General features: G+C 46.3%; 18 protein-coding genes. 16 read left to right on the forward strand and 2 right to left on the reverse strand.

The features are described 5' to 3' along the window. Positions 1-260 precede the first annotated feature (260 nt). The 4 genes from D104_RS26590 to D104_RS26605 all read left to right on the forward strand — a co-directional run bounded on the left by D104_RS26590 (position 261) and on the right by D104_RS26605 (position 4461). Entirely contained in the window at positions 261-1151 is an 891-nt protein-coding gene (locus D104_RS26590; RefSeq protein WP_024023689.1) for a helix-turn-helix domain-containing protein, read from the forward strand. 130 nt (positions 1152-1281) lie between these two features. Next, positions 1282-1467: an RSP_7527 family protein gene (locus D104_RS26595; RefSeq protein ID WP_235075914.1), complete on the forward strand. Its 186-nt coding sequence runs from the start codon at positions 1282-1284 to the stop codon at positions 1465-1467. Positions 1468-1775: 308 nt separating this feature from the next. Beyond that, on the forward strand, positions 1776-3563 hold the full coding sequence (locus D104_RS26600) for a GGDEF domain-containing protein (RefSeq protein ID WP_024023691.1): 1788 nt from the start codon (positions 1776-1778) through the stop codon (positions 3561-3563). A 97-nt stretch (positions 3564-3660) separates the two neighbouring features. Beyond that, the gene (locus D104_RS26605; protein ID WP_024023692.1) at positions 3661-4461 is read left to right on the forward strand and encodes a UDP-2,3-diacylglucosamine diphosphatase; all 801 of its coding nucleotides are present in this window, start codon (positions 3661-3663) and stop codon (positions 4459-4461) included. A 48-nt stretch (positions 4462-4509) separates the two neighbouring features. On the opposite strand, the gene D104_RS26610 is transcribed toward D104_RS26605, so the two are convergent. Both D104_RS26610 and D104_RS26615 read right to left on the reverse strand, forming a co-directional pair. Next, positions 4510-5157, reverse strand: coding sequence for a 3'-5' exonuclease (locus D104_RS26610; RefSeq protein WP_235075915.1), 648 nt, complete (start codon positions 5155-5157; stop codon positions 4510-4512). Between the two features lie 14 nt (positions 5158-5171). Continuing rightward, on the reverse strand, positions 5172-7037 hold the full coding sequence (locus tag D104_RS26615; RefSeq protein ID WP_024023694.1) for a DUF294 nucleotidyltransferase-like domain-containing protein: 1866 nt from the start codon (positions 7035-7037) through the stop codon (positions 5172-5174). 296 nt (positions 7038-7333) lie between these two features. On the opposite strand from D104_RS26615, the gene D104_RS26620 reads away from it, so the two are divergent. The 12 genes from D104_RS26620 (at position 7334) to D104_RS26675 (ending at position 20084) form a co-directional block, all read left to right on the forward strand. Further along, positions 7334-8350, forward strand: a complete 1017-nt coding sequence (locus D104_RS26620; RefSeq protein ID WP_024023695.1) for a TRAP transporter substrate-binding protein — start codon at positions 7334-7336, stop codon at positions 8348-8350. Positions 8351-8436: 86 nt separating this feature from the next. Next, entirely contained in the window at positions 8437-8994 is a 558-nt protein-coding gene (locus D104_RS26625; RefSeq protein ID WP_024023696.1) for a TRAP transporter small permease subunit, read from the forward strand. Continuing rightward, entirely contained in the window at positions 8987-10303 is a 1317-nt protein-coding gene (locus D104_RS26630; RefSeq protein ID WP_024023697.1) for a TRAP transporter large permease, read from the forward strand. Before D104_RS26625 ends, D104_RS26630 begins: the two co-directional genes overlap by 8 nt. Positions 10304-10386: 83 nt before the next feature. Continuing rightward, positions 10387-10878: a gluconokinase gene (locus D104_RS26635; protein ID WP_024023698.1), complete on the forward strand. Its 492-nt coding sequence runs from the start codon at positions 10387-10389 to the stop codon at positions 10876-10878. A gap of 197 nt (positions 10879-11075) precedes the next feature. Further along, complete coding sequence (gene gntR, locus D104_RS26640) at positions 11076-12104, forward strand: gluconate operon transcriptional repressor GntR (protein ID WP_024023699.1); 1029 nt, start codon at positions 11076-11078, stop codon at positions 12102-12104. Between the two features lie 132 nt (positions 12105-12236). Continuing rightward, positions 12237-13127 carry a Fe(3+) dicitrate ABC transporter substrate-binding protein gene (locus D104_RS26645; RefSeq protein ID WP_024023700.1) on the forward strand — a complete coding sequence of 297 codons (891 nt, stop codon included), beginning with the start codon at positions 12237-12239 and terminating at the stop codon, positions 13125-13127. Between the two features lie 42 nt (positions 13128-13169). After that, the gene (locus tag D104_RS26650; protein ID WP_024023701.1) at positions 13170-14135 is read left to right on the forward strand and encodes an iron chelate uptake ABC transporter family permease subunit; all 966 of its coding nucleotides are present in this window, start codon (positions 13170-13172) and stop codon (positions 14133-14135) included. After that, entirely contained in the window at positions 14132-15091 is a 960-nt protein-coding gene (fecD, locus tag D104_RS26655) for a Fe(3+) dicitrate ABC transporter permease subunit FecD (protein ID WP_024023702.1), read from the forward strand. Before D104_RS26650 ends, fecD begins: the two co-directional genes overlap by 4 nt. A 3-nt stretch (positions 15092-15094) precedes the next feature. After that, positions 15095-15862 carry a Fe(3+) dicitrate ABC transporter ATP-binding protein FecE gene (gene fecE / locus D104_RS26660; protein WP_024023703.1) on the forward strand — a complete coding sequence of 256 codons (768 nt, stop codon included), beginning with the start codon at positions 15095-15097 and terminating at the stop codon, positions 15860-15862. A 123-nt stretch (positions 15863-15985) separates the two neighbouring features. Further along, positions 15986-16513: a sigma-70 family RNA polymerase sigma factor gene (locus D104_RS26665; RefSeq protein WP_024023704.1), complete on the forward strand. Its 528-nt coding sequence runs from the start codon at positions 15986-15988 to the stop codon at positions 16511-16513. 1 nt (position 16514) lies between these two features. Continuing rightward, a complete protein-coding gene (locus D104_RS26670; protein ID WP_235075918.1) occupies positions 16515-17477 on the forward strand; it encodes a FecR domain-containing protein in 963 nt (320 codons plus the stop codon). Positions 17478-17639: 162 nt separating this feature from the next. Continuing rightward, entirely contained in the window at positions 17640-20084 is a 2445-nt protein-coding gene (locus tag D104_RS26675; RefSeq protein WP_024023706.1) for a TonB-dependent receptor, read from the forward strand. The last annotated feature ends 20 nt before the right edge of the window (positions 20085-20104 follow it).

Below are 20104 nucleotides of genomic sequence, written 5' to 3' on the forward strand. Positions count from 1 at the left end.
ATGCTGATGACGTATTCAGCATAGCAGTGATGCCATGGTGGAAGATTAATGATGCAAACGTTAGGTGCTTTTTATTCAAAAAATTGTACTTTTTGATCAATTCGTATTTTAATAAATACATTTCAAAATAGATAAAAAACGAAATTTATGCGATTTTATCGCAAAAAAACCATATTAACGGGTGTTTTTATCGCATTTATTAGATATTGCATAAAAACATTTGAAGCACATTCCTGCACCTTTCGCAAAAGAAGAAAAACATGAAAAAAGCGAACATTCCTCATTTTGGACTTTACGGTGAATCCAGCTGGATCAACAACCCAGAGTTTTTTCATATTGAAGACATTGAATCACGCAGCAGCAACCTTGGTTGGAAAATAAACCCGCATCGTCACACACAGCTTTTTCAGATTCTCATTCTGAAATCAGGAGAAGCAAAAGTGCAATTGGATGAGCAGCAGCACAAACTGCAAGGCGCGTGGGCCATCATCGTGCCCGCAGGCGTCGTCCATGGTTTTCGATTTGCGCCTGATACAGACGGCCGAGTCATCAGTATTGCAGAGCCATTAGTCGAAGAGGCTTACCAAGAAAAAGCCGCCAACTTTATCAAACCGCTACTCAGCCAGCCGTGTTATATAAATTTTAACGGTCATCGCAATCTATTTTCTGAACTGTGGCCGTTAATCCAACAACTTGAAAACGAGTCCGCGCGGATACGAGAAGGTCGCGCGCTAATGAGCGAATACCTGATTAAAGCCATCTTATTATTGCTGCACCGCCAACGTATCAGCGGAGTCACGAGCATTAGTAACAAAGCCGAAGGCAGCCACGCGCAGCACCTCAAAGAATTAATTGAACAGAACTATCGGCAACACTGGAGCAGCGATCAATATGCACAGGCATTAGGCACCTCCACCAGCCGCTTAAACCGAGTCAGTAAAAGAGCGTTCAATCAAAGCATACTCGACCTTGCTCATGACAGATTGTTAATCGAAGCCAAACGCAGTCTGATCTATACAGCACGCTCCGTAGAAGAAATAAGTTATGACTTAGGGTTCAAAGATCCAGGCTATTTTTCCCGTTTTTTTAAGCGGTCAGCGGGCATCCCACCGGGGAAATTTCGTGCACTGAGCAACCAACCTTCTATTTGATAAATGCCACGGTCATCGTCAATAATGGTGAATTTTTCTAATCTATAAGCTGAGAATTGATCGTTTGCTGAATGATTGGTCAAATCCTATTATAGACAGCGTTAAATATGACTTATTTCTTAGGAGAATCATGATGAAAAACGATTACAAATACGACAGCTTTGGAAACCTTGATGCCGATTATTATGTAGAAAAAGCGTACGAATTACGCCGTGCATACTACGCTGCTGCCTTCAAAAAAATCAAAGCAAGTGTAAAAGCATTTTTTGCAAACCTGACTGCAAACCGTTCAATGAAATCTGCACCACAGCACTAAGTACCGAACGCTTTACCGTCTCAATTATTTGTATTTTCTACCGCTGTCAGAGTGTGTTTACACTAGATAGAACAGCCGCTGACAAACAAATAAACAGCAGACAATAAAGAACCTAATGTTCCCGATGATCGAACGGCAAGAATAAAAAATCGATCCGGTAACAGGGTCTTCCAACACCGTTAATCACTCTACCCCGAACACACTACCACTCTTAATTTACGTCTCATATACCGTCATCAAAATGTCATAAATATGACATAACATGCCGTCTAGCCACTTTTTTAAATCTAGATGTATTTGAGAAAAAAATGAGCCAAATAGACAACACTGTCCTGCTTGAAAAAATCCTTATCAATGGATTAATTACACCTTACTTCCAACCTATTTACGACCTCACAAACGGGGAAATTTATGGGCATGAAGCACTTTCACGCGGCCCTAAAAATTCATCTCTTTTTTCTCCAGATCCATTATTCGCCTTAGCGTTAAAAGAAGAAAAGCTTCATAAGCTGGAATTATTGTGTCGTGAAAAAGCCCTATCGAAATTCGCAAAACTGTCATTAGAAGGACGATTATTCCTCAATGTCAGTGCGTCTTTACTAAGCTCACCAGATCATCAATCTGGTATGACCTTAGCCATTCTTAATGAGCTTGGGTTAGATCAAAAAGACATCGTGATTGAGCTTTCTGAGCAGCACCCTTACGACCACAATGGCTTACCAAGAAGCAGCGTCGACCATTATCGAAAAATGGGATTTCAAGTCGCCATTGACGATTTAGGTGTCGGCTATTCTGGATTACAGCTTTGGTCTGAGCTACAGCCAGACATCGTAAAAATAGATAAACACTTTATAAAAGGCATCGACAAAGACGAAATAAAACGCGAATTTGTGCGCTCCATTTTAACCATCGCACAACGCCTAAATTGCCTTCTGATTGCCGAAGGCATTGAGACACAGCAAGAACTCGACCAACTGATTGAGATTGGCGTGACATTAGGGCAAGGTTATTTTCTGGGTCGACCAACCGAAACACCGGCCTTTTCAACGCACCCTTATTTAGTCAAACAGGCTCGACGACGTTCGCAGTTTCAAGAAGACCACTCTGAAACGGTTCAAACCTTATGTCGACCAACAGCGAGTTTACAAGAAAATAGGCTGCTAGAAGACGCGTCACAGGTCTTTAAAAAACAACCCGATTTGGTGGCCATTCCCATCGTGAACGGCAAAAATGAACCCATTGGAGTTGTGCGACGCAATCAATTGCACGAGCTCTTTTCGACGCCTTATGGTCGTGCGCTTTATGAACACAAACCAGTGACAAACTTACTGAGCAGCGACGTCTTAATCGTTGAAAATCATGTGAGTTTATCGAGCGTGTCCACACTCATGACCAACCAAGAAGCCGACACCCTTAACAACGAAATCATTGTGGTTCGTGACGGTAAATTCATTGGCACAGGTCACTTAAGAGACCTATTGAAACGCATCACCGAATTGAAAATTCAAAATGCCACGTATTCAAATCCACTGACGCTATTGCCCGGAAATGTGCCAATACATCGAGAAGTCAGTCGTCGACTTTTATCGAACGAAAACTTTCACGTGGCGTATTTCGACCTGAATGACTTCAAACCCTTCAACGACTTTTTCGGCTATTCAAAAGGCGACGCCATCATTCAGCTCGTTGGTTATTTGATCAAAGAACTGGTGTCGCCTGACCATAACTTCATTGGTCACATTGGCGGAGACGATTTTGTGGTTATCTTCGGAGACCAGAACTGGCAACAGCAGTGTGAAAAAATCTTAACGGAATTTTCACGACAAGTACGCGAATTTTATTCCGAAGAAACACTCCAAGAAGGCGGGGTGTGGACCAAAAACCGTCAAGGTCAAACGCTTTTTCATCCAATACTGAGCTTAGCCATCGGCGTGGTCAAACCCAACCCAAAGCAATGCAACAACCATCACCAAGTTGCAGAACTCGCGGCACAAGCCAAAAAAGTTGCCAAGCAGCAAGGCGGCAACCACTTGTATCTTCAGCCGCCTCAGCTCCATGAAACAGCAGAGCCCATGCTATCCTCCATTGTGATGTAACGGCCACCCCAAATTGCCATCAAAAAACTGTCACAAAGAACACACAAGCCTGTCATAAACACCGACTAACCTAACAATTAACCAGTTGGAGGTGTTTATGCAGACAACATTCAGATCCGTGTTTATTTCTGACGTTCATTTGGGAACCAAAGCCTGCCAGGCATTGCATTTGTTAGATTTTTTAAAAAGCATTAAAACGGACAAACTCTATTTGGTAGGGGACATTATCGACCTTCAAGAAATGCGTCATCGCGCGTATTTTGTGGAATCTCACCATCAGGTCATTGAGCAAATCTTAGCCATGGCAAACTCTGGCACCAAGGTGATTTACATTCCTGGCAACCACGACGCCTTTTTCCGTCAATTTGTTGGTCAAACCCTGTCTGGCATCGACATCCGACTCAATGCCCGCCACAAAACCGCCGATGGTCGTACCTTCCATGTTAGTCATGGAGATGAGTTCGATCAGATGGTAAAAATCAGCCCTCTTATGCTCGCCATTGGCGACAAAGCGCACGGGCTCATGTTGTCTCTCAATCAATGGATTAACGGTATTCGACGCCTTGTTGGCCTACCTTACTGGTCATTAGCGGGCTATTTAAAAAGCCACATCAGCAAGGCTAAAGAATTCATCGAACGCTTTGAAACCGCGGCACTAAAATCCGCAAAAAACCAAAAAGTCGATGGCTACATTTGTGGCCACATTCACTTTGCTTCGTTTCGCATCAAAGACGAGATTTTGTATTGTAACGATGGAGATTGGGTCGAGCATTGCACGGCATTAACCGAATCCAACGCGGGGGAAATGAGCCTACTTCATTGGTCAGAGAATCCACGATTTTTGGTTTCAGAACCAAAAGAAGATTGGGAATTATCGCCGCTGCCCTCTAGGAGCTAAGGGTTAAGAGGATAAAGGGGGCAGATCCCTTTATGATACGAAAAACCACTAACGACAAGGAAACCTTACTCGCCCGCCACCCATTTGGTTTAGGTCGTGTAGTCGACAATCTTTGCCTTGATAGGCGACTTGTGCCAGCAACAATTCAGCGGTGGCTAAGGCATCGGTTAGCGCATCGTGGCCTTGGTAATCTGGCAAACCATAACGTTCACGGCACGCATCAAGACGAAAACCACCATCTTGAATCGGTTGCTGTGTTCTGTTCGCTTTTGTCCTTTCTATCGCTAAGGTATCCAGCCAATTCACATAAAATGTCGGTAAAGCATGCTCTTGCCAAGACTGCTTCAAGAAGCCCAGCTCCATGGGCGCATGGTGCACCACGAGAACCCGATCTCTGAGCAAATGTCGTAAGTAACGCAACACGCTTTCTTGTCGTTTACCATGTTGCTGTACATCGGAATCGGTGATCATGTGAATACCCACATTGTCTCCAATTTCCGCATGATCAAGCACGATATGACGCGCACTATCCAGCTCAATCACGCCATTTTTAATGCACACCCAACCGACACTAACGATGTGATCTTGCTTCGCATTTAGGCCCGACGTTTCGATGTCCAATACCAAATAATTCCATTCAGACCAGAGCCGCTTCACCGATTGACGCGCCACATACCACGCTTTCAGCTTATGCATAAACCGTATTATCATTAGCTATAACCCCTTAGAAAACGCTGCTGAGCAACGTCTTGTACATCGCTAATAATGCTAAAGGTGGTTTTTAAATGCTTGCGTTCTAATGGACTCAAATCTTTCGGGTCAAGGTACGCACTGGCTTTGCCCGTTGCTTGCCAGTGACGACTTTGAGCCTCTAAGCGTAGGCCGTTTAATTTGTCCCATGCATCCATCAAGTTACGAGCGGTATCCACACTCATCAATTTTTCACGTACAGACTGTTCAATCCGATCCAACGTACCGACACGATACGTTTGGCATGACAAACCATAGAGGCGTGCCAAATCATTAATCAACGCCAAACCTTGATGCTTTAAATCGAGCTGATGTTTGTGCTCGCCAGAGGATTCCAATAAAAAATGTCGGAAGAAGCCCAATGGCGGTTTTGTCACCAAGGCGCTGCGCGTCAATGTGGCTAAAAAGACGCTATTTTTCGCCACTTCCTGCTGCATAGACTTGATCAATTTTTTCACTGCATCGCCTTCGCCATACACACAGCGAATGTCGAAGAAGATGCTTGCGTGAAGTAAATCGCTGGGCGCACTGCTTTTAATCCAACGAGAAAAGACTTGCTGCCAACCTTCGCTTGTCCTTCGCCATTCAGGGTTGCTCGCCATAATATTACCGGGGCAAAGCCGAATGCCGCAGGCACCTAATCCCTGACAAACAAATTCCGACAAATTGATAAAATAGTTTTTCTCTTCTGCGGTCGGCTTACGTTCGAGCATCAAGCCATTGTCTTGATCACTGCCAAGCGATTGATCTCGTCGTGCCTGAGACCCAAACACCAAAAAATGAAAGACCATCGGCGCTGGGCCAAATTTTTCTAAGGCCAATTCGATCAAACGGCGCGTTAAATTATCACTCACTGTCGCCAAGACTTTGCCCACATCCGCCGGCTTCATGTCCGTCACGATCAAATTAATAATCAAGGTCGGCCATTGTTTGCAAACATGCGCCAAGCTTTCAACGGTCTGCTGGCGATGAATTTGATTGATCAGTAAAAGCGGACTGAGTTCTTGATGTCGAAGTAAATCTGCGGCCGTTAGCATGCCAACCGCGCGGTGTTCTTCATCGACAATCGGCAAATGATGTATCTTACTTTCGCTCATTAAGGTTTGTGCCTGCATTACCAAAGCATCTGGCGGCAAGGTCACAGGGTTTGCTGTCATCACATCCGCCACCAGCGAATCCGAAGAACCACCCAAGGCCAATATGCGTGAGCGTAAATCCCGATCAGTAACAATGCCTTGCAAGCGCTCTTCTTCAATCACCAAAATAGAACTAACACGCGCATCTGTCATGCGCATAGCGATGGTTTGCACGGTTTCATCGGGGGTCGCTTGAATGAGTTCGCGCGTCATAATGTGCGCAATGTGCGTCGATAATTGCAACGCGGGGGAAGCCAACTCGTTACTCTGGCTACGGGAAAGTTTTCGTAATCGATTGTGCTGGGTGTGCTCAAAGAACAACCCAAAGGCGTCGCTCTTCTCAAGCGTTTCTATAAAACGAGTTTTATCAAATCGATACACTAGACTGTCTTCCATCGCCACCACCTGCAAGCCATCAGGATTTTGTGTCAACACGCTGGACACCCCAAAGCATTCGCCATCGGCAATCTGGTCCACCAGCCCACCTTTTGGCGTTCGGATTTCACACGCGCCGCGACGAATCAAATGCACCGTGGCGGCGTCGTCTTTCAGCACAAGTGTCTGCCCATGACGCACGTACAGCATGGTCACACCGGTCAGTAGTTGTTTTCGCTCTATGACACTCAAACCAGAAAAAGGCGGAATGGTTTCGATGAACTTATGGACTTCAGGAATATCTATGGCAGCCATTTTATTATTCTCATTATTAAGTCAGCGCATTTACACCGATCATTAAGATAGTCTTTTATCATAGTGAACAAAACGCTTCTTAGACCAATGTCTAGTTACCATGGCGTTCTCATAAAAAGATCTCTTTAAATATCAATCATCTATAATTACCCAATACATTCCTACCGACAAAGGCTTGACTAACTGGAAATGTTATCGGTAACATTAGCCACTTAGTTACCGGTAACATTTACCAAAATCTAAGACCTTTTTCCTAAAAACTGTTATTAAAAAAATAATCAACGGGAAGCAATATCATGAGTAAATTCAGCACCACGCTATTGACCGCCACTATGGCCGGCATCCTATCTACATCGGCTATTGCAGCGGATTACAACTTCAAGTTTCAGTCGTCTGACCCAGCCGGCGATAAGAACTTCCAAGTTCAAAAAGAATGGACTAAACGCGTCGAAACCATGACCGGAGGCCGTGTTCATATCGATTTGCTTCCTGTTGGCAGTATTTTCAAACACACTGAAACACTCGACGGCATCAAAATGGGCATCTTGGATGGCCAAGTGACTGCAACGGAGTTTTTCTCTGGTAAAGATCCAGCGTTTGGTTTGATTGGCAACACTGTAGGTGCTTGGTCGAATACTCAGCAACTGCTTCAATACATTAATTACGGCGGTGGTTATGAGCTGATGAATGAACTTTACGCACCTTACGGCGTGAAATTCATTGGTGGTTCTACAACGGGCGTTGAGTCTTTTGTTTCTCGTGTTCCTCTAGACAGCGTGGCGGATCTGAAAGGTCTGAAGCTTCGCGCCCCTGAAGGTTTGGTTCAGCGTGTTTTCGCAGCAGCGGGCGCCGCGCCAGTTAACCTACCGGGTTCAGAGGTCTTCACTGGCCTAAGCAAAGGCGTTATTGATGCCGCGGATTACACCGTGTTCTCAACGAACCAAAAAGCCGGCATGAACGACATTGCGACACACCCAATTCAGCCAGGTTTCCACTCTTTGCCATTGATCGACATTTCAATGAACAAGAAAAAGTGGGACAAGTTACCGGCTGACATTCAGTCTATCCTAACGGTATCGGTACGTGACTTCGCCGAAGACATCACTACGCAACTGCGTATTGCTGATCAAGCGGCAGTGAAAATTGCAAAAGCAGATCCAAACATCACAATTCACGATTGGTCTGCAGACGAACGTAAAAAATTCCGTGCTATTGCTCGCACACAGTGGAAAGAGTTTGCTAAAGGCTCTGACAACGCGCAAAAAGTGTACGATTCTATTACGTCTTACCTAGAAAATAATGGTCTTCTATAAGCGTTGTAAAACTCTTAAGAACGTCCTTTAAGCTAAAAAAAACAGGCGTTTATTCCTAAACGCCTGTTTTCCATTGGATCATGATCATGCAAGACGAAATTCATCCTCAAACACCTGACAGTTCAGATCAACCTAGAAACGGTTTAGACCGTACTATTTTTAAGGTTGGCAATCTTCTGAGCCTGTTATTCCTTTTCACGGTTGCCATTTCTTTTTACGAAGTCTTGATGCGTTATGTGTTTAACGCGCCCACTATTTGGGTTCATGAAACGGCTTCTTTTTTAGGTGGTTGTTTGTTTGTCTATGGCGGTATTTATGCCTTGGCGACGAATAAGCACGTTCGTGTCGTGCTTATCTACGACATTGTCTCTGATACCACTCGACGCTGGTTGAATGTTTTTCATCACATCATGGGACTCATTTTTTCAGGTTTGCTCAGCTGGGCTGCGTATCAGATGGTGCAAGATTCTTGGTTCACACCGTTTGGCGATGTTCGCTTAGAAACCTCTGGATCCGCTTGGGATCCCGCTTTTCCTGCTTTGGTTAAAGGCATGATATTTATGACACTGTGTATCATGTTTGTGCAGTTCTCCTTGCACCTAATACAAGAATTGAATGGCTTAAGGAAACGCGACAATGTTTGATTTATCCGCTATGGGCATAGGCTACGGCAGCCTACTGATGCTCGGCTCTATGATTTTATTACTGCTAACAGGAATGCAATTAGCGTTCGTTACCGCGTTAGTGGCGCTGGTGTTTGCGGTTGGTTGGTTTGGTGTTGGCGCTTTGCCACTCATCACTAGCCGATTATACAGTTTTGTCGGCAGCTATGTTTTCCTTGCTGTGCCTATGTTTGTGTTAATGGCCGCGCTCTTAGATCGATCCGGCATTGCTCGCGATCTCTTTGATGCGATGAAAGTATTTGGTCGTAAATTACGCGGTGGCGTCGCGGTACAAACGCTATTGGTTGCGATCGTGCTGGCGTCTATGTCGGGTGTAATCGGTGGCGAAACCGTGCTTCTTGGCATCTTAGCCTTGCCACAAATGCTGCGCCTTGGTTACAACCGCAAGCTGGCGATTGGTACCACGTGTGCCGGTGGCGCATTAGGCACCATGTTACCACCCAGCATTGTACTGATTATTTATGGCCTGACCGCCAGTGTTTCCATTGGCGATCTGTTCAAAGCCGCGTTTTTACCGGCGTTTATACTGGCGTTCGCCTACATGGCTTACGTGCTGATTATCTGCCGTATTCATCCTGAATACGCGCCATTGCCAACGGAAGAAGAACTCGCCGCAGACGAAGACGTTAACTACTTTAAAGCACTGCTTTTCCCATTGCTGACGGTCATGATGGTATTGGGCAGTATTTATACTGGCGTTGCCTCGGTAACGGAAGCGTCTGCGCTGGGTGTTGTGGGTATTGTTATCAGTGCGGCGATTCGTGGCGAACTGAACTTCTCGATGCTGAAAGACAGTGCCACTGCGACGATGAGCACCTGTGGCATGATCATCTGGATTGGCATCGGGGCAACCGCGTTGGTCGGTGTTTACAACCTAATGGGTGGCATCGACTTTGTCGAAGAAACCATTCTGGCGTTAAGCGGTGGCAGCGTGATGGGCACCATCATGATCATGATGCTGATATTGCTTGTCTTGGGCATGTTCCTAGATTGGGTGGGCGTTGCATTACTGACTATGCCGATCTTCGTTCCTATTATTAGCGGGCTGGGCTTAGACCCGATTTGGTTTGGTGTGGTGTTCTGTTTGAACATGCAGGTTTCATTTCTCTCTCCGCCTTTTGGCCCTGCGGCATTTTATCTTAAATCCGTGGCACCAAAAGACATCAGTCTCGGTGAGATATTCAGCTCTTTGCTTCCCTTTATCGGAATGCAAATTGCCGTACTCGCCTTGGTCATATTCTTCCCTGAGCTGGCCCTTTGGTGGAAATAATCCATTGAGACCATGCCGTTCAACACGGCTTTTTGAACGACACAGCCTTGCTGATAACAGCAAGGCGACAAGGATTTAAGAAGATGACAAAAAAAATTGTAGTATTAGGTGTTTCGGGGTCAGGCAAATCTTTGATTGGCAAAAACATTGCCGACAAACTGGGATACCGTTTTTTCGATGGCGACGACTTTCACAGTCAAGCCAATGTCGACAAAATGCGCCAAGGCATTCCACTCACCGATGAAGACCGTAAAGACTGGCTTGCCACGCTCAACACACTCTTAATCGACAACCCAACCGCCGTCATTGCATGCTCTGGATTAAAACCAGAATATCGCGCCATGCTGCGTCGCGGTTTGGACAATGTCACCATGATTTATCTAAAAGGCAGCATCGACACAATTTGGCAGCGCCACCAAAAGCGCGATGGTCATTATTTTAATGGTCGCGGCATGTTAGAAAGCCAATTTGCCACCTTGATAGAACCAACGGAAGACGAAGCGCTGGTGATTGATATTTCTCAAGAACCGGATGCGGTATTGAACGAAGCGCTGGCGTTGTTAGCGAATCAATAACCAAATGACGCAGAATAGCTGCCGATAGAAAATCCAAAAAAGAGGCGCTCCCAATTAGGTGGCGCCTCTTTTTTTGACAATAAGTAAACACTCACTGTCGATGAGTCTTCCTATTTTTGTTTACTTCCTGATCACTATTGTCTGTTTTTTTGTTTCTAGCCATGAATCGCTTATGATAATGTTACAGGTAACAATTCATGGATACGCCTCTTGATATGAAAAGCTCAGGTATGAAAAACAAACGCCCCACTCTACAAGACGTTGCAGATTTAGTTGGCGTCACTAAGATGACGGTCAGCCGCTATCTCAGAAACCCCGATCAGGTTTCACCACCATTGCAAACCAAAATCGGCGAAGCATTAGACCATCTCGGCTACATTCCAAACCGAGCGCCAGATATTTTATCCAAGTCAAAAAGCCATGCCATTGGTGTCTTGGTGCCATCGTTAACCAACCAAGTCTTCGCGGAAGTGATTCGTGGTATTGAATCCGTATTAGAACCTGCAGGTTACCAAACCATGCTGGCTCACTATGGTTACAGCAAAGAAGCAGAAGAAAAGCGAATAGCGGCTTTATTGTCTTACAATGTAGACGGTTTGATCATTTCCGAAAGCTACCACACAGAACGTGTGCGTAAGATGCTCAGCGTCGCCGGTATTCCCGTGATTGAAATTATGGATTCGGTGTCTCCCGCCATCGAACAAGCCATCGGAATTGATAACCAAGCCGCCGCGTACGCCATGACCGAATGCATGATCCAAAAGGGGCATCGGAAAATTGTCTATTTCGCGGCCAGAATGGACCAAAGGACGTTGCAACGAATACGCGGTTATCAAACAGCCATGCACGATAACGGCTTAACTGAGATGTGTCTCAGTACAGACAGCGCGTCATCGTTTACACTGGGTGAACAATTCATGAAAGAAGCGTTAGCCAAACAGCCCGATACCGACGGTATTTTCTGCACCAACGATGACTTGGCCATCGGCGCGCTTTACGCGTGCCAAAAAGCGGGCATCAAAATCCCCGAAGAAATGGGCATCGCCGGTTTTCATGGTCACAATATCGCCAGAGTCATGGTGCCGCTTTTAGCCACCGTGATCACGCCACGGGAAGAAATGGGGCGCTTAGCCGCAGAGCATTTACTGTCTCGCTTACAAGGCAATCCTGTTTCACAGAAAATTATCAACTTACCCTTTCAGATCGAACCGGGTGAAAGTATTTAAGGGAACCGCAAACGCCAAAGCAAACCGTCAAAACACGGCCTTTTAAAACAAAACCACTTCTCATGAAACTGAGAAGTGTTATCATTAGCGGAATCTTTCCATCACTTCTGATATCGACTAAGGCTGCTATTCATGAAGCGCTTGCTTTGCCTCGCATTCACTGCCCTTTCCATCTGTTTTTGCTCCCTTTCCCAAGCGGTTACCGTACAAGACAGCAAAGGAAATTTCACCCTTAACTACATTCCACAACGCATTGTCGTCTTAGAGTTTTCCTTTGCTGACGCCTTGGCATCGGTGAACGTGAGCCCCATCGGGATTGCCGACGACAAAGACCCTGAACGCGTGCTCAAACAAGTACGGGATGTCATTGGGAAATGGCAATCCGTAGGCACCCGTTCACAACCCAGCCTTGAAGTGATTTCGTCACTCAAGCCCGACCTAATTATTGCGGACATCGGTCGCCATGAAGGCGTGTACGAAGATTTGAAAAAAATCGCACCGACTCTCATTCTGCCATCGCGTCGTGAAACCTACGAAGACAACCTAAAAGCCGCCGCGGTTATTGGCAAAGTGGTTGGCAAAGACCAAGAAATGACAGCACGTTTGGCCGAGCATAAGAACATCATGAAACACTATGCAGCTCAACTGCCCAAAGACATCGGCGTTCAATTCGTCGTGGCGAGAGCAGACGATCTTTTCATGCACCCTGCTAATTCGTACGCGGGCGGTGTGATCAAAGCACTGGGATTGAAAAACCCGTCTTTAGAAAAAGACGACAAACAGTCCAGTCGCCAAATTGGTCTAGAACAATTGCTCGCTATCAACCCGGATTATCTTATTGTTGGTACGTATGTGTCGCCAAACATTATCGATAAATGGGAAAAAGAACCGCTTTGGTCGGTGCTTAAAGTCGCTCGTAACCAACATGTCTTTAAAGTGAATGGTAATGTCTGGTCACGTTGTCGAGGCATTATGGCGGCCGAAAGCATCGCGGAAGATCTAACAAAGATTTTTACCCCATAACGTATGCTGCGTTTTAAACACTTATCTTATCTAAGACAATGCGTGGTGTTGTTATTGGTGTTATTGCTCTTTGCCTGGCTGTCGCTATTCACTTGGTCAATTGTGCCAGTGAGTGCGTCTCAAGCCTTGATGGCGATAATGGCCCCCGATGACGCCATTATTGCGCATCATATCGTACTGGACATTCGTCTACCGCGCGTTTTGATCGCGGGCCTTGTCGGAGCTTGCTTGGCCGTTGCCGGAGCCATTATGCAAAGCCTTACTCGCAATCCATTAGCATCGCCTTCTGTATTGGGTGTGAATGCAGGCGCGGCGCTCGGTATGGCGGCAGTGTCAACCGTAACACCTTGGCTTGGCTTTTTCGGCATTTCTACGGCGGCCATTTTAGGCGGAGCCATCGCGTGGGGAATCGTCATGTTATTAGGAACCGCGTGGCGTGGTGGCAACGAGCATGGTCGCTTGGTGTTGGCCGGCGTGGCGGTCTCGGCGTTGTGCGCGGCTCTAATGAAAGCCATGATCATCCTTCATGAAGATCAAGCTTCGGCCGTGTTGACTTGGCTCGCTGGCAGTGTGGCTGGTGCCAGTTGGCATCAATGGCAGCATTTTTGGCCAATCGCGTCGTTGAGTTTACTCGGTGCGTTTCTGATGAGTCCGACCTTAAACTTGTTAAATTTAGGGGATGACAACGCTCGCAGCTTAGGCGCCAAACTAGGTTGGACGCGGGTTATTTGCAGTCTTCTTGTCTTAGTTCTGGTGGGCAGTGCGTTAAGCATTGCTGGCGCGATCGCTTTTATCGGTTTGCTCGTTCCTCATATGTCGAAAGCCTTAGTGGGGCAAGACAACCGGAAAATTTTGCCTCTCACGGCCATCATGGGGGCGGCATTGGTGGTCATGGCCGACACTCTCAGTCGTGCCATTATTTACCCAACAGAAACCCCCGTTGGGGCGATTATTGCGCTTATTGGTGCACCATTTTTCATCTACATGGTCAGGACTCGAACCGCATGAAACCAATGGCGCTGTCTTTTCTTTTGTTTCTCATGGTACTGGTATTGGTCGCGATGAGCCTGTCTTTTGGCGCCGTTAGCTTGTCGCTGAATGAGATCATCAGCGGCTTTTCGCCCTCATCTGAATTCTATTTTACCATTCATGAATATCGACTCCCCCGAACGCTATTGGCCGTATTGGTTGGCGGCATGATGGCGCTGTCTGGCGCGTTAGTCCAAGGTGTGATTCGCAATCCATTGGCTTCACCCGATATTCTGGGCGTCAGTCATGGCGCCGGGTTGGCCGCTGTGGTTCTCATGACATTGTTTCCCCATGTGTCTGTGTATTGGCTACCGTGGGCGGCACTGTGCGGTGGTTTATGCGCCGCGTTGTTGCTTTGGTTATTGTGCGGTTCTCACAGCAGTGCGATTAAGCTTGCGATTACCGGGATCGCCATGGCCACACTTTACAGCAGCGTGGTCGATTTTTTGATGCTGACTCGACCGTTAGAAATAAACAACGCCTTACTCTGGTTAACAGGCAGTTTATGGGGACGAGGCTGGGATCAGGTCGCGATGATTTTGCCTTGGCTTAGCTTAGTGCCTGTGGCTTTCTGGCTGGCGAAACGCATGAACCTAGTGCAATTAGGCGATGACGTTGCCACCAGCTTAGGCGTATCCATTCCCGTTACCCGTTTATTTGTCTTGGCTATTTCGGTTGGTATGACAGCGGCTTGTGTTTCTATCTGTGGGCCCATTGGTTTTTTGGGACTTGTCGCACCGCATTTGGCGCGACGCTTGGTCGGCGGACGTCATCAAATCCTCTTACCTTGCGCCATTGTCGTCGGCATGACTTTGTTGCTCTTGGCGGACTTGGTTGCACGAACCATTGATCCGCCCATCGAACTGCCCGCTGGATTGATGACGGCCATTCTCGGCGCTCCGTATTTTCTTTGGCTTCTCCTTAGGACAAAATGATTTATGTCTCTTAGCACTCATGACTTATCGGTTGGCTATCACGATAAAGCCATCGTCAAACAGGTGAATTTGTCCATTCCCGATGGCAAATTCATTGCACTGCTTGGACCAAATGGCTGCGGTAAATCCACACTATTAAAAGCCATCGCACGCATTTTGACCCCCCTGTCTGGGCAGGTCCATTGGCACGGCGAAAACCTACATAAGATTCCGTCCAACCAATTGGCGAAAAGCTTAGCACTATTGCCGCAAACCCAACCGATTCCAGAAGGCATTAAAGTATTCGATTTAATCGCCTACGGCCGCAGCCCTTACACTGGTTTTTGGGGAAGGCTAAATACTGAAGATAAGCGCATTATAGATCGCGTCATGCAAGAAACAGAAGTCACAGAATTGGCGGATCAGCTCGTGAGTGAATTGTCGGGTGGACAACGTCAGCGTGTTTGGCTGGCAATGACATTGGCGCAAGATACGCCGTATTTATTGCTAGACGAACCCACCACCTACATGGATCTCAGCCATCAAGTCGAGCTCATGCACTTGTTGCGAAAGCTAAACCAGCAAGGCAAAACCATCATCACGGTGCTGCACGATATCAACCAAGCAGCACGCTATTGCGACCATTTAATTGTCATGAAAGAAGGGGAAATCATTACCCAAGGTTCGCCTGACTCTGTTCTCACAAGAGACATGCTAAAGACGGTTTTTTCATTGAACGCTCAAATCCATCAAGATCCTATCGCGAAAACCCCAATGTGCGTGGTGGAATAAACCTTATCCTGTCGCACTTTCACCTTCGATAAAAACGCCCAACATTGACAAAAAAACAACAATACAGTCTAATGAGACACATTATCATTTAGGTTTCATAATTTTCGTTATAGGAGCGATTTCATGCCGCAAAATGCGGATCCAAGAGCGCAGCAAAATGCAATGCACGCACTCTATTCAGATAACCACAGTTGGCTGTATACATGGATACGTAAGCGCTTAGACAATCAATTCGATGCGGCAGATTTAACTCAGGATACCTTTATGCGTATTCACTCTCGGCAGGAAGCAGACAAGATCCATGAGCCTCGCGCCTACCTTGTCACCGTTGCAAAAGGCATTATTAGTCACTTTTATCGTCGAAAGTCGCTAGAAGACGCGTATTTAGAGTATGTCGCCTTACTTCCTGATCCTGTGACACGCTCTCAAGAACACGCTCACATCGTATTACAAACCCTCGAACAGGTTGATACACTTCTCAATGACTTACCTCATAATGTAAAAAAAGTATTTTTGATGTCTCAGATCGAAGGCAAAAAGTACCAAGAAATCGCCGATGAAATGGGCCTCTCCCTGATCAGTATTAAACGCTATATGAAACAAGCCTATGTACAGTGCTTAACCTTAATGGAGGATGATTTTTTTGAATAAAGTGAACACCACTGTCGCAAAGCATAGCCTTGAAAAAGCCGCCGAATGGCTAATGAAATCAGAAGAAGCACCGCTGTCCTCAGAAGAACAAGCACAACTAGAACAATGGCAAGCGGCCAGTCCAGACAACACCAGAGCCTGGTTGCGCGCACAGCGCCTCATGGGGCAGGTAGAAACCTTACCAAAAGACATCGCCGCGGCGGTGCTTAACCGCCCAGACAATGAAGCTCGCCGTGTTGCCATCGGTAAACTTGCGCTGTTACTCGCCGCTGGCCCCGTTATTTGGGGCAGTTATAAAACTGTTGAAACTCAGCAATGGACCGCCGATTACCGCACCGCCAAGGGCGAAGTTCAAGACATCACATTGCCTGACGGCTCCTTAGTAAAGCTGAATACCGCGACCGCGTTTGATATGAACTTTGATCGCCACTCTCGCCTAATCACGCTAAGAGAAGGTGAAATACGATTACAAGCCGCGTCTGTAAACGCCAATGAATTTGGCCCACTGCGCATTCAAACGCATGAAGGCACATTGTCACCACATGGCAGCTTATTAACCATTCGACAATGTGAAGGAACCACTCAGCTTGCCGCTGTAAAAGGCGACGTTCACGTCGCACCTAGACTCGCCACCGCCACGGATGACAAGGTTATCCAATCTGGCTATCAGGCACAATTATCCAGCTACGCGCTTTTATCAAGCCAGTTAATTACGCCAGAAACCAATGCATGGATCGATCGAATGCTGGCCGCTAATAAAATGCCACTGAAAGAATTTGCTCAAGAGGTTTCTCGTTATCGCCATGGCTTTTTACGTGTCTCGCCTGATGTGGAAAATTTAATGGTATCAGGGTCTTTCCCTACGTCTAATACAGACACCATTTTGACCATGCTCACTCACACGTACCCCATTAAAGCGACACAACATTTAGGCGGTTACTGGGTCACACTTGAAGCCGTTTAGTAAAGAGGTAAAGCAGAATCCCTCCCCTGCAAAACACGATCTATTCACCCCCCACAAAAGTTAATGACAATTATTTTCATTATTATTGATACCTTTTTTATTTTCGCGTGGCTTATTAAGTAGATAACAAATAACCCTATGATTATAAATAAGGAGGTAGCTGTGGCTGCCCAGAAAAATCGCTTTTTGAAAACTCGTTTACATCGCGCCATTAGTGCCGCGATTTTTAGTACTGGCCTTGTGGTGAGTGCCGGTGTCAGCTCTCTTGCTTTTGCTGAAAATACAGTACAGCAAGAAACCCGTGAACAAGTTACCGTTGCTGCGGGTAACCTTGGTAAAACATTGACTGATATTGCCGTGCGTCATCGTATTGCATTGTCATTTGATCCTGCTTTAACACAAGACCTTAAAAACACCGCGGTTTCGGGTAATTTCTCGCCTCTTGAATTGATTGATGCGCTGCTTGAAGGCACGGGGCTTATCATGACGGCGAACCCAGATGGCACTTACAGCCTCATGGACCAAAGTAACTACACAATGTCTGGTTTGGCCGTTTCTGCCGAGCAAATTGATGACAGCGTGCTAACGGAATACAAAGGCGGACAAATTGAGTCCGGCGGCCGTTTAGGCACCTTTGGCGAACAAGACAGCGCTAATGTGCCTTTCAGTGTCGTGTCTTACACGAACCGAGCCATTGAAGACCAACAACTAGAAAGCATCGCCGAAGTACTTGCAAGTGACGCCACTGTTCAAGCTGGGCATGGCTTTGGTAACTACGCGGAAAAGTTCATGGTTCGTGGCTTTGCACTAGACAGTGATGCCATTTCATACGGTGGCCTATATGGTATTTTGCCTCGCCAAATCGTTTCGACTAATGCAGTAGAAAGCGTGCAATTACTAAAAGGTTCGAGCGCATTTCTAAACGGCGTAACGCCAGGAAGTTCTGGCGTTGGTGGCACGATCAACCTTGAGCCAAAACGCGCTGACAAAGACCTTACCGCGCTAACACTCGACACAACGGCGGAAGGACAAGTAGGTATCAGTACTGATGTTGCTCGACGTTTTGGCGATAAAAACCAATGGGGTGTACGTGTAAATGCCTTACAACGTGATGGCAACAGTGCCATCGATGACGAAAATCGTGAAGAAACCTCAATCAGCGTCGATGTCGATTACCAAGCTGAAAAATTCAACGTCTCAACAGATGTTGGATATCAAAAGCAAACCATCGATGCTGGTCGCTCCGTGGTATATTCTGGCACCATAACTGAAGTGCCTACAGCGCCTAACGCCACCACTAACTATGCGCCATCTTGGGCTGGATCCGAACTAGAAAGTGTATTCGCGATGGTGAGGGGCGATTATGAACTGAATGAAAACTGGACATTAAACGCCGCTCTTGGTGCCAACAAGAACAAAGAATATGGCGATTATGGCTCACCAACAGTTAATTCTGCGAATGGTGACTCTACACTTTATCGAATCTCGGTTCCTTATGAATATAACACGATTGCTTCTTCTGTGAGCCTATTAGGCGATCTTACGACGGGGCAAGTCACTCATCAACTAAATGCAGCCTATTCGGGTTTTGTGAATAAAACCTACACGGCCTATACAATGTCAGATACTAGTGCTGGTAATATTAGTAACACCAATATATACAATCCCACTGACATCGAATACTTATCTAGTTCTTCTGGTGAAGGAAACATGGACAACCCTAACATCCAGTCTAAAACCGATGTAAAAGGTCTTTCCTTCGCAGATACTCTAGGCTTTATGGACGACAGACTCCTAGTTACCGTAGGCTTGCGCTATCAAGAGGTTAACGTCGACTACTACAACTACGACGGCTCTTTCGATACGGCTTCTAATGACTCAATCACATCGCCTATTTATGGCATCGTTTACAAGCCATCCGATAAGATTTCTCTATACGCCAATCACATTGAAGCATTACAACAAGGCGGCTTGGTTTCCAAACACTCTTTTTACAATTATTCTAATGGAGGAAAGGTCTTAAAGCCTTATAGCTCTGAGCAGAATGAAATTGGTATGAAATTTGAAGACGGAACATTAGGGGCTGGCATAGCCATTTTTGAAATAACAAAGCCAGAAGCCTATGGTGAGTCAGGTGGTCTTTATGACTACTTCGGTGAACAACGTAACCGTGGTCTGGAATTAAGCCTGTTCGGAGAACCTCTAACCGGACTTCGCATTAATACTTCTGCGACTTGGTTAGATCCAAAGCTAGAGAAAACCAAAAATGGTACAAACGATGGAAATTATGCCGTTGGTGTTGCTAAATATCGCTTGGCACTTGGTGGTGAATACGATCTACGAACTGTTGAAGGACTAACCTTAGGTGGAAAAATCATTCGCAGTGGGCCGCAATACTTAAATGCGAGCAACACGCTTGAAGTGGATCCTTGGACGCGAGTAGATTTGAATGCACGCTATGAATCAAGCATTGCTCAACAGGATGTAACATGGCGCTTGAACATCACTAACCTGATGAATGAAGGTTACTGGGCATCGGCGGTTGGCGGCTACCTAACACAAGGTAACCCACGCGAGATCAAGTTGTCGCTTTCTACTGAGTTCTAATTCGAGCTCGAGAAAGAGCA

Origin of the sequence: Marinomonas profundimaris (assembly GCF_000508165.1) — a bacterium.
In the GTDB taxonomy this organism is placed as follows: Bacteria; Pseudomonadota; Gammaproteobacteria; order Pseudomonadales; family Marinomonadaceae; genus Marinomonas; species Marinomonas profundimaris.

Excerpts from the sequence above, each read along its gene's own strand:
- D104_RS26620 (WP_024023695.1), top strand. The coding sequence starts at position 7,334 with ATGAGTAAATTCAGCACCACGCTATTGACCGCCACTATGGCCGGCATC.
- D104_RS26615 (WP_024023694.1), bottom strand. The coding sequence starts at position 7,037 with ATGGCTGCCATAGATATTCCTGAAGTCCATAAGTTCATCGAAACCATT.
- D104_RS26595 (WP_235075914.1), top strand. The coding sequence starts at position 1,282 with ATGATGAAAAACGATTACAAATACGACAGCTTTGGAAACCTTGATGCC.
- D104_RS26625 (WP_024023696.1), top strand. The coding sequence starts at position 8,437 with ATGCAAGACGAAATTCATCCTCAAACACCTGACAGTTCAGATCAACCT.
- D104_RS26600 (WP_024023691.1), top strand. The coding sequence starts at position 1,776 with ATGAGCCAAATAGACAACACTGTCCTGCTTGAAAAAATCCTTATCAAT.
- gntR (WP_024023699.1), top strand. The coding sequence starts at position 11,076 with ATGGATACGCCTCTTGATATGAAAAGCTCAGGTATGAAAAACAAACGC.
- D104_RS26610 (WP_235075915.1), bottom strand. The coding sequence starts at position 5,157 with ATGCATAAGCTGAAAGCGTGGTATGTGGCGCGTCAATCGGTGAAGCGG.
- D104_RS26665 (WP_024023704.1), top strand. The coding sequence starts at position 15,986 with ATGCCGCAAAATGCGGATCCAAGAGCGCAGCAAAATGCAATGCACGCA.
- fecE (WP_024023703.1), top strand. The coding sequence starts at position 15,095 with ATGTCTCTTAGCACTCATGACTTATCGGTTGGCTATCACGATAAAGCC.
- D104_RS26645 (WP_024023700.1), top strand. The coding sequence starts at position 12,237 with ATGAAGCGCTTGCTTTGCCTCGCATTCACTGCCCTTTCCATCTGTTTT.
- D104_RS26590 (WP_024023689.1), top strand. The coding sequence starts at position 261 with ATGAAAAAAGCGAACATTCCTCATTTTGGACTTTACGGTGAATCCAGC.
- D104_RS26635 (WP_024023698.1), top strand. The coding sequence starts at position 10,387 with ATGACAAAAAAAATTGTAGTATTAGGTGTTTCGGGGTCAGGCAAATCT.
- fecD (WP_024023702.1), top strand. The coding sequence starts at position 14,132 with ATGAAACCAATGGCGCTGTCTTTTCTTTTGTTTCTCATGGTACTGGTA.
- D104_RS26605 (WP_024023692.1), top strand. The coding sequence starts at position 3,661 with ATGCAGACAACATTCAGATCCGTGTTTATTTCTGACGTTCATTTGGGA.
- D104_RS26630 (WP_024023697.1), top strand. The coding sequence starts at position 8,987 with ATGTTTGATTTATCCGCTATGGGCATAGGCTACGGCAGCCTACTGATG.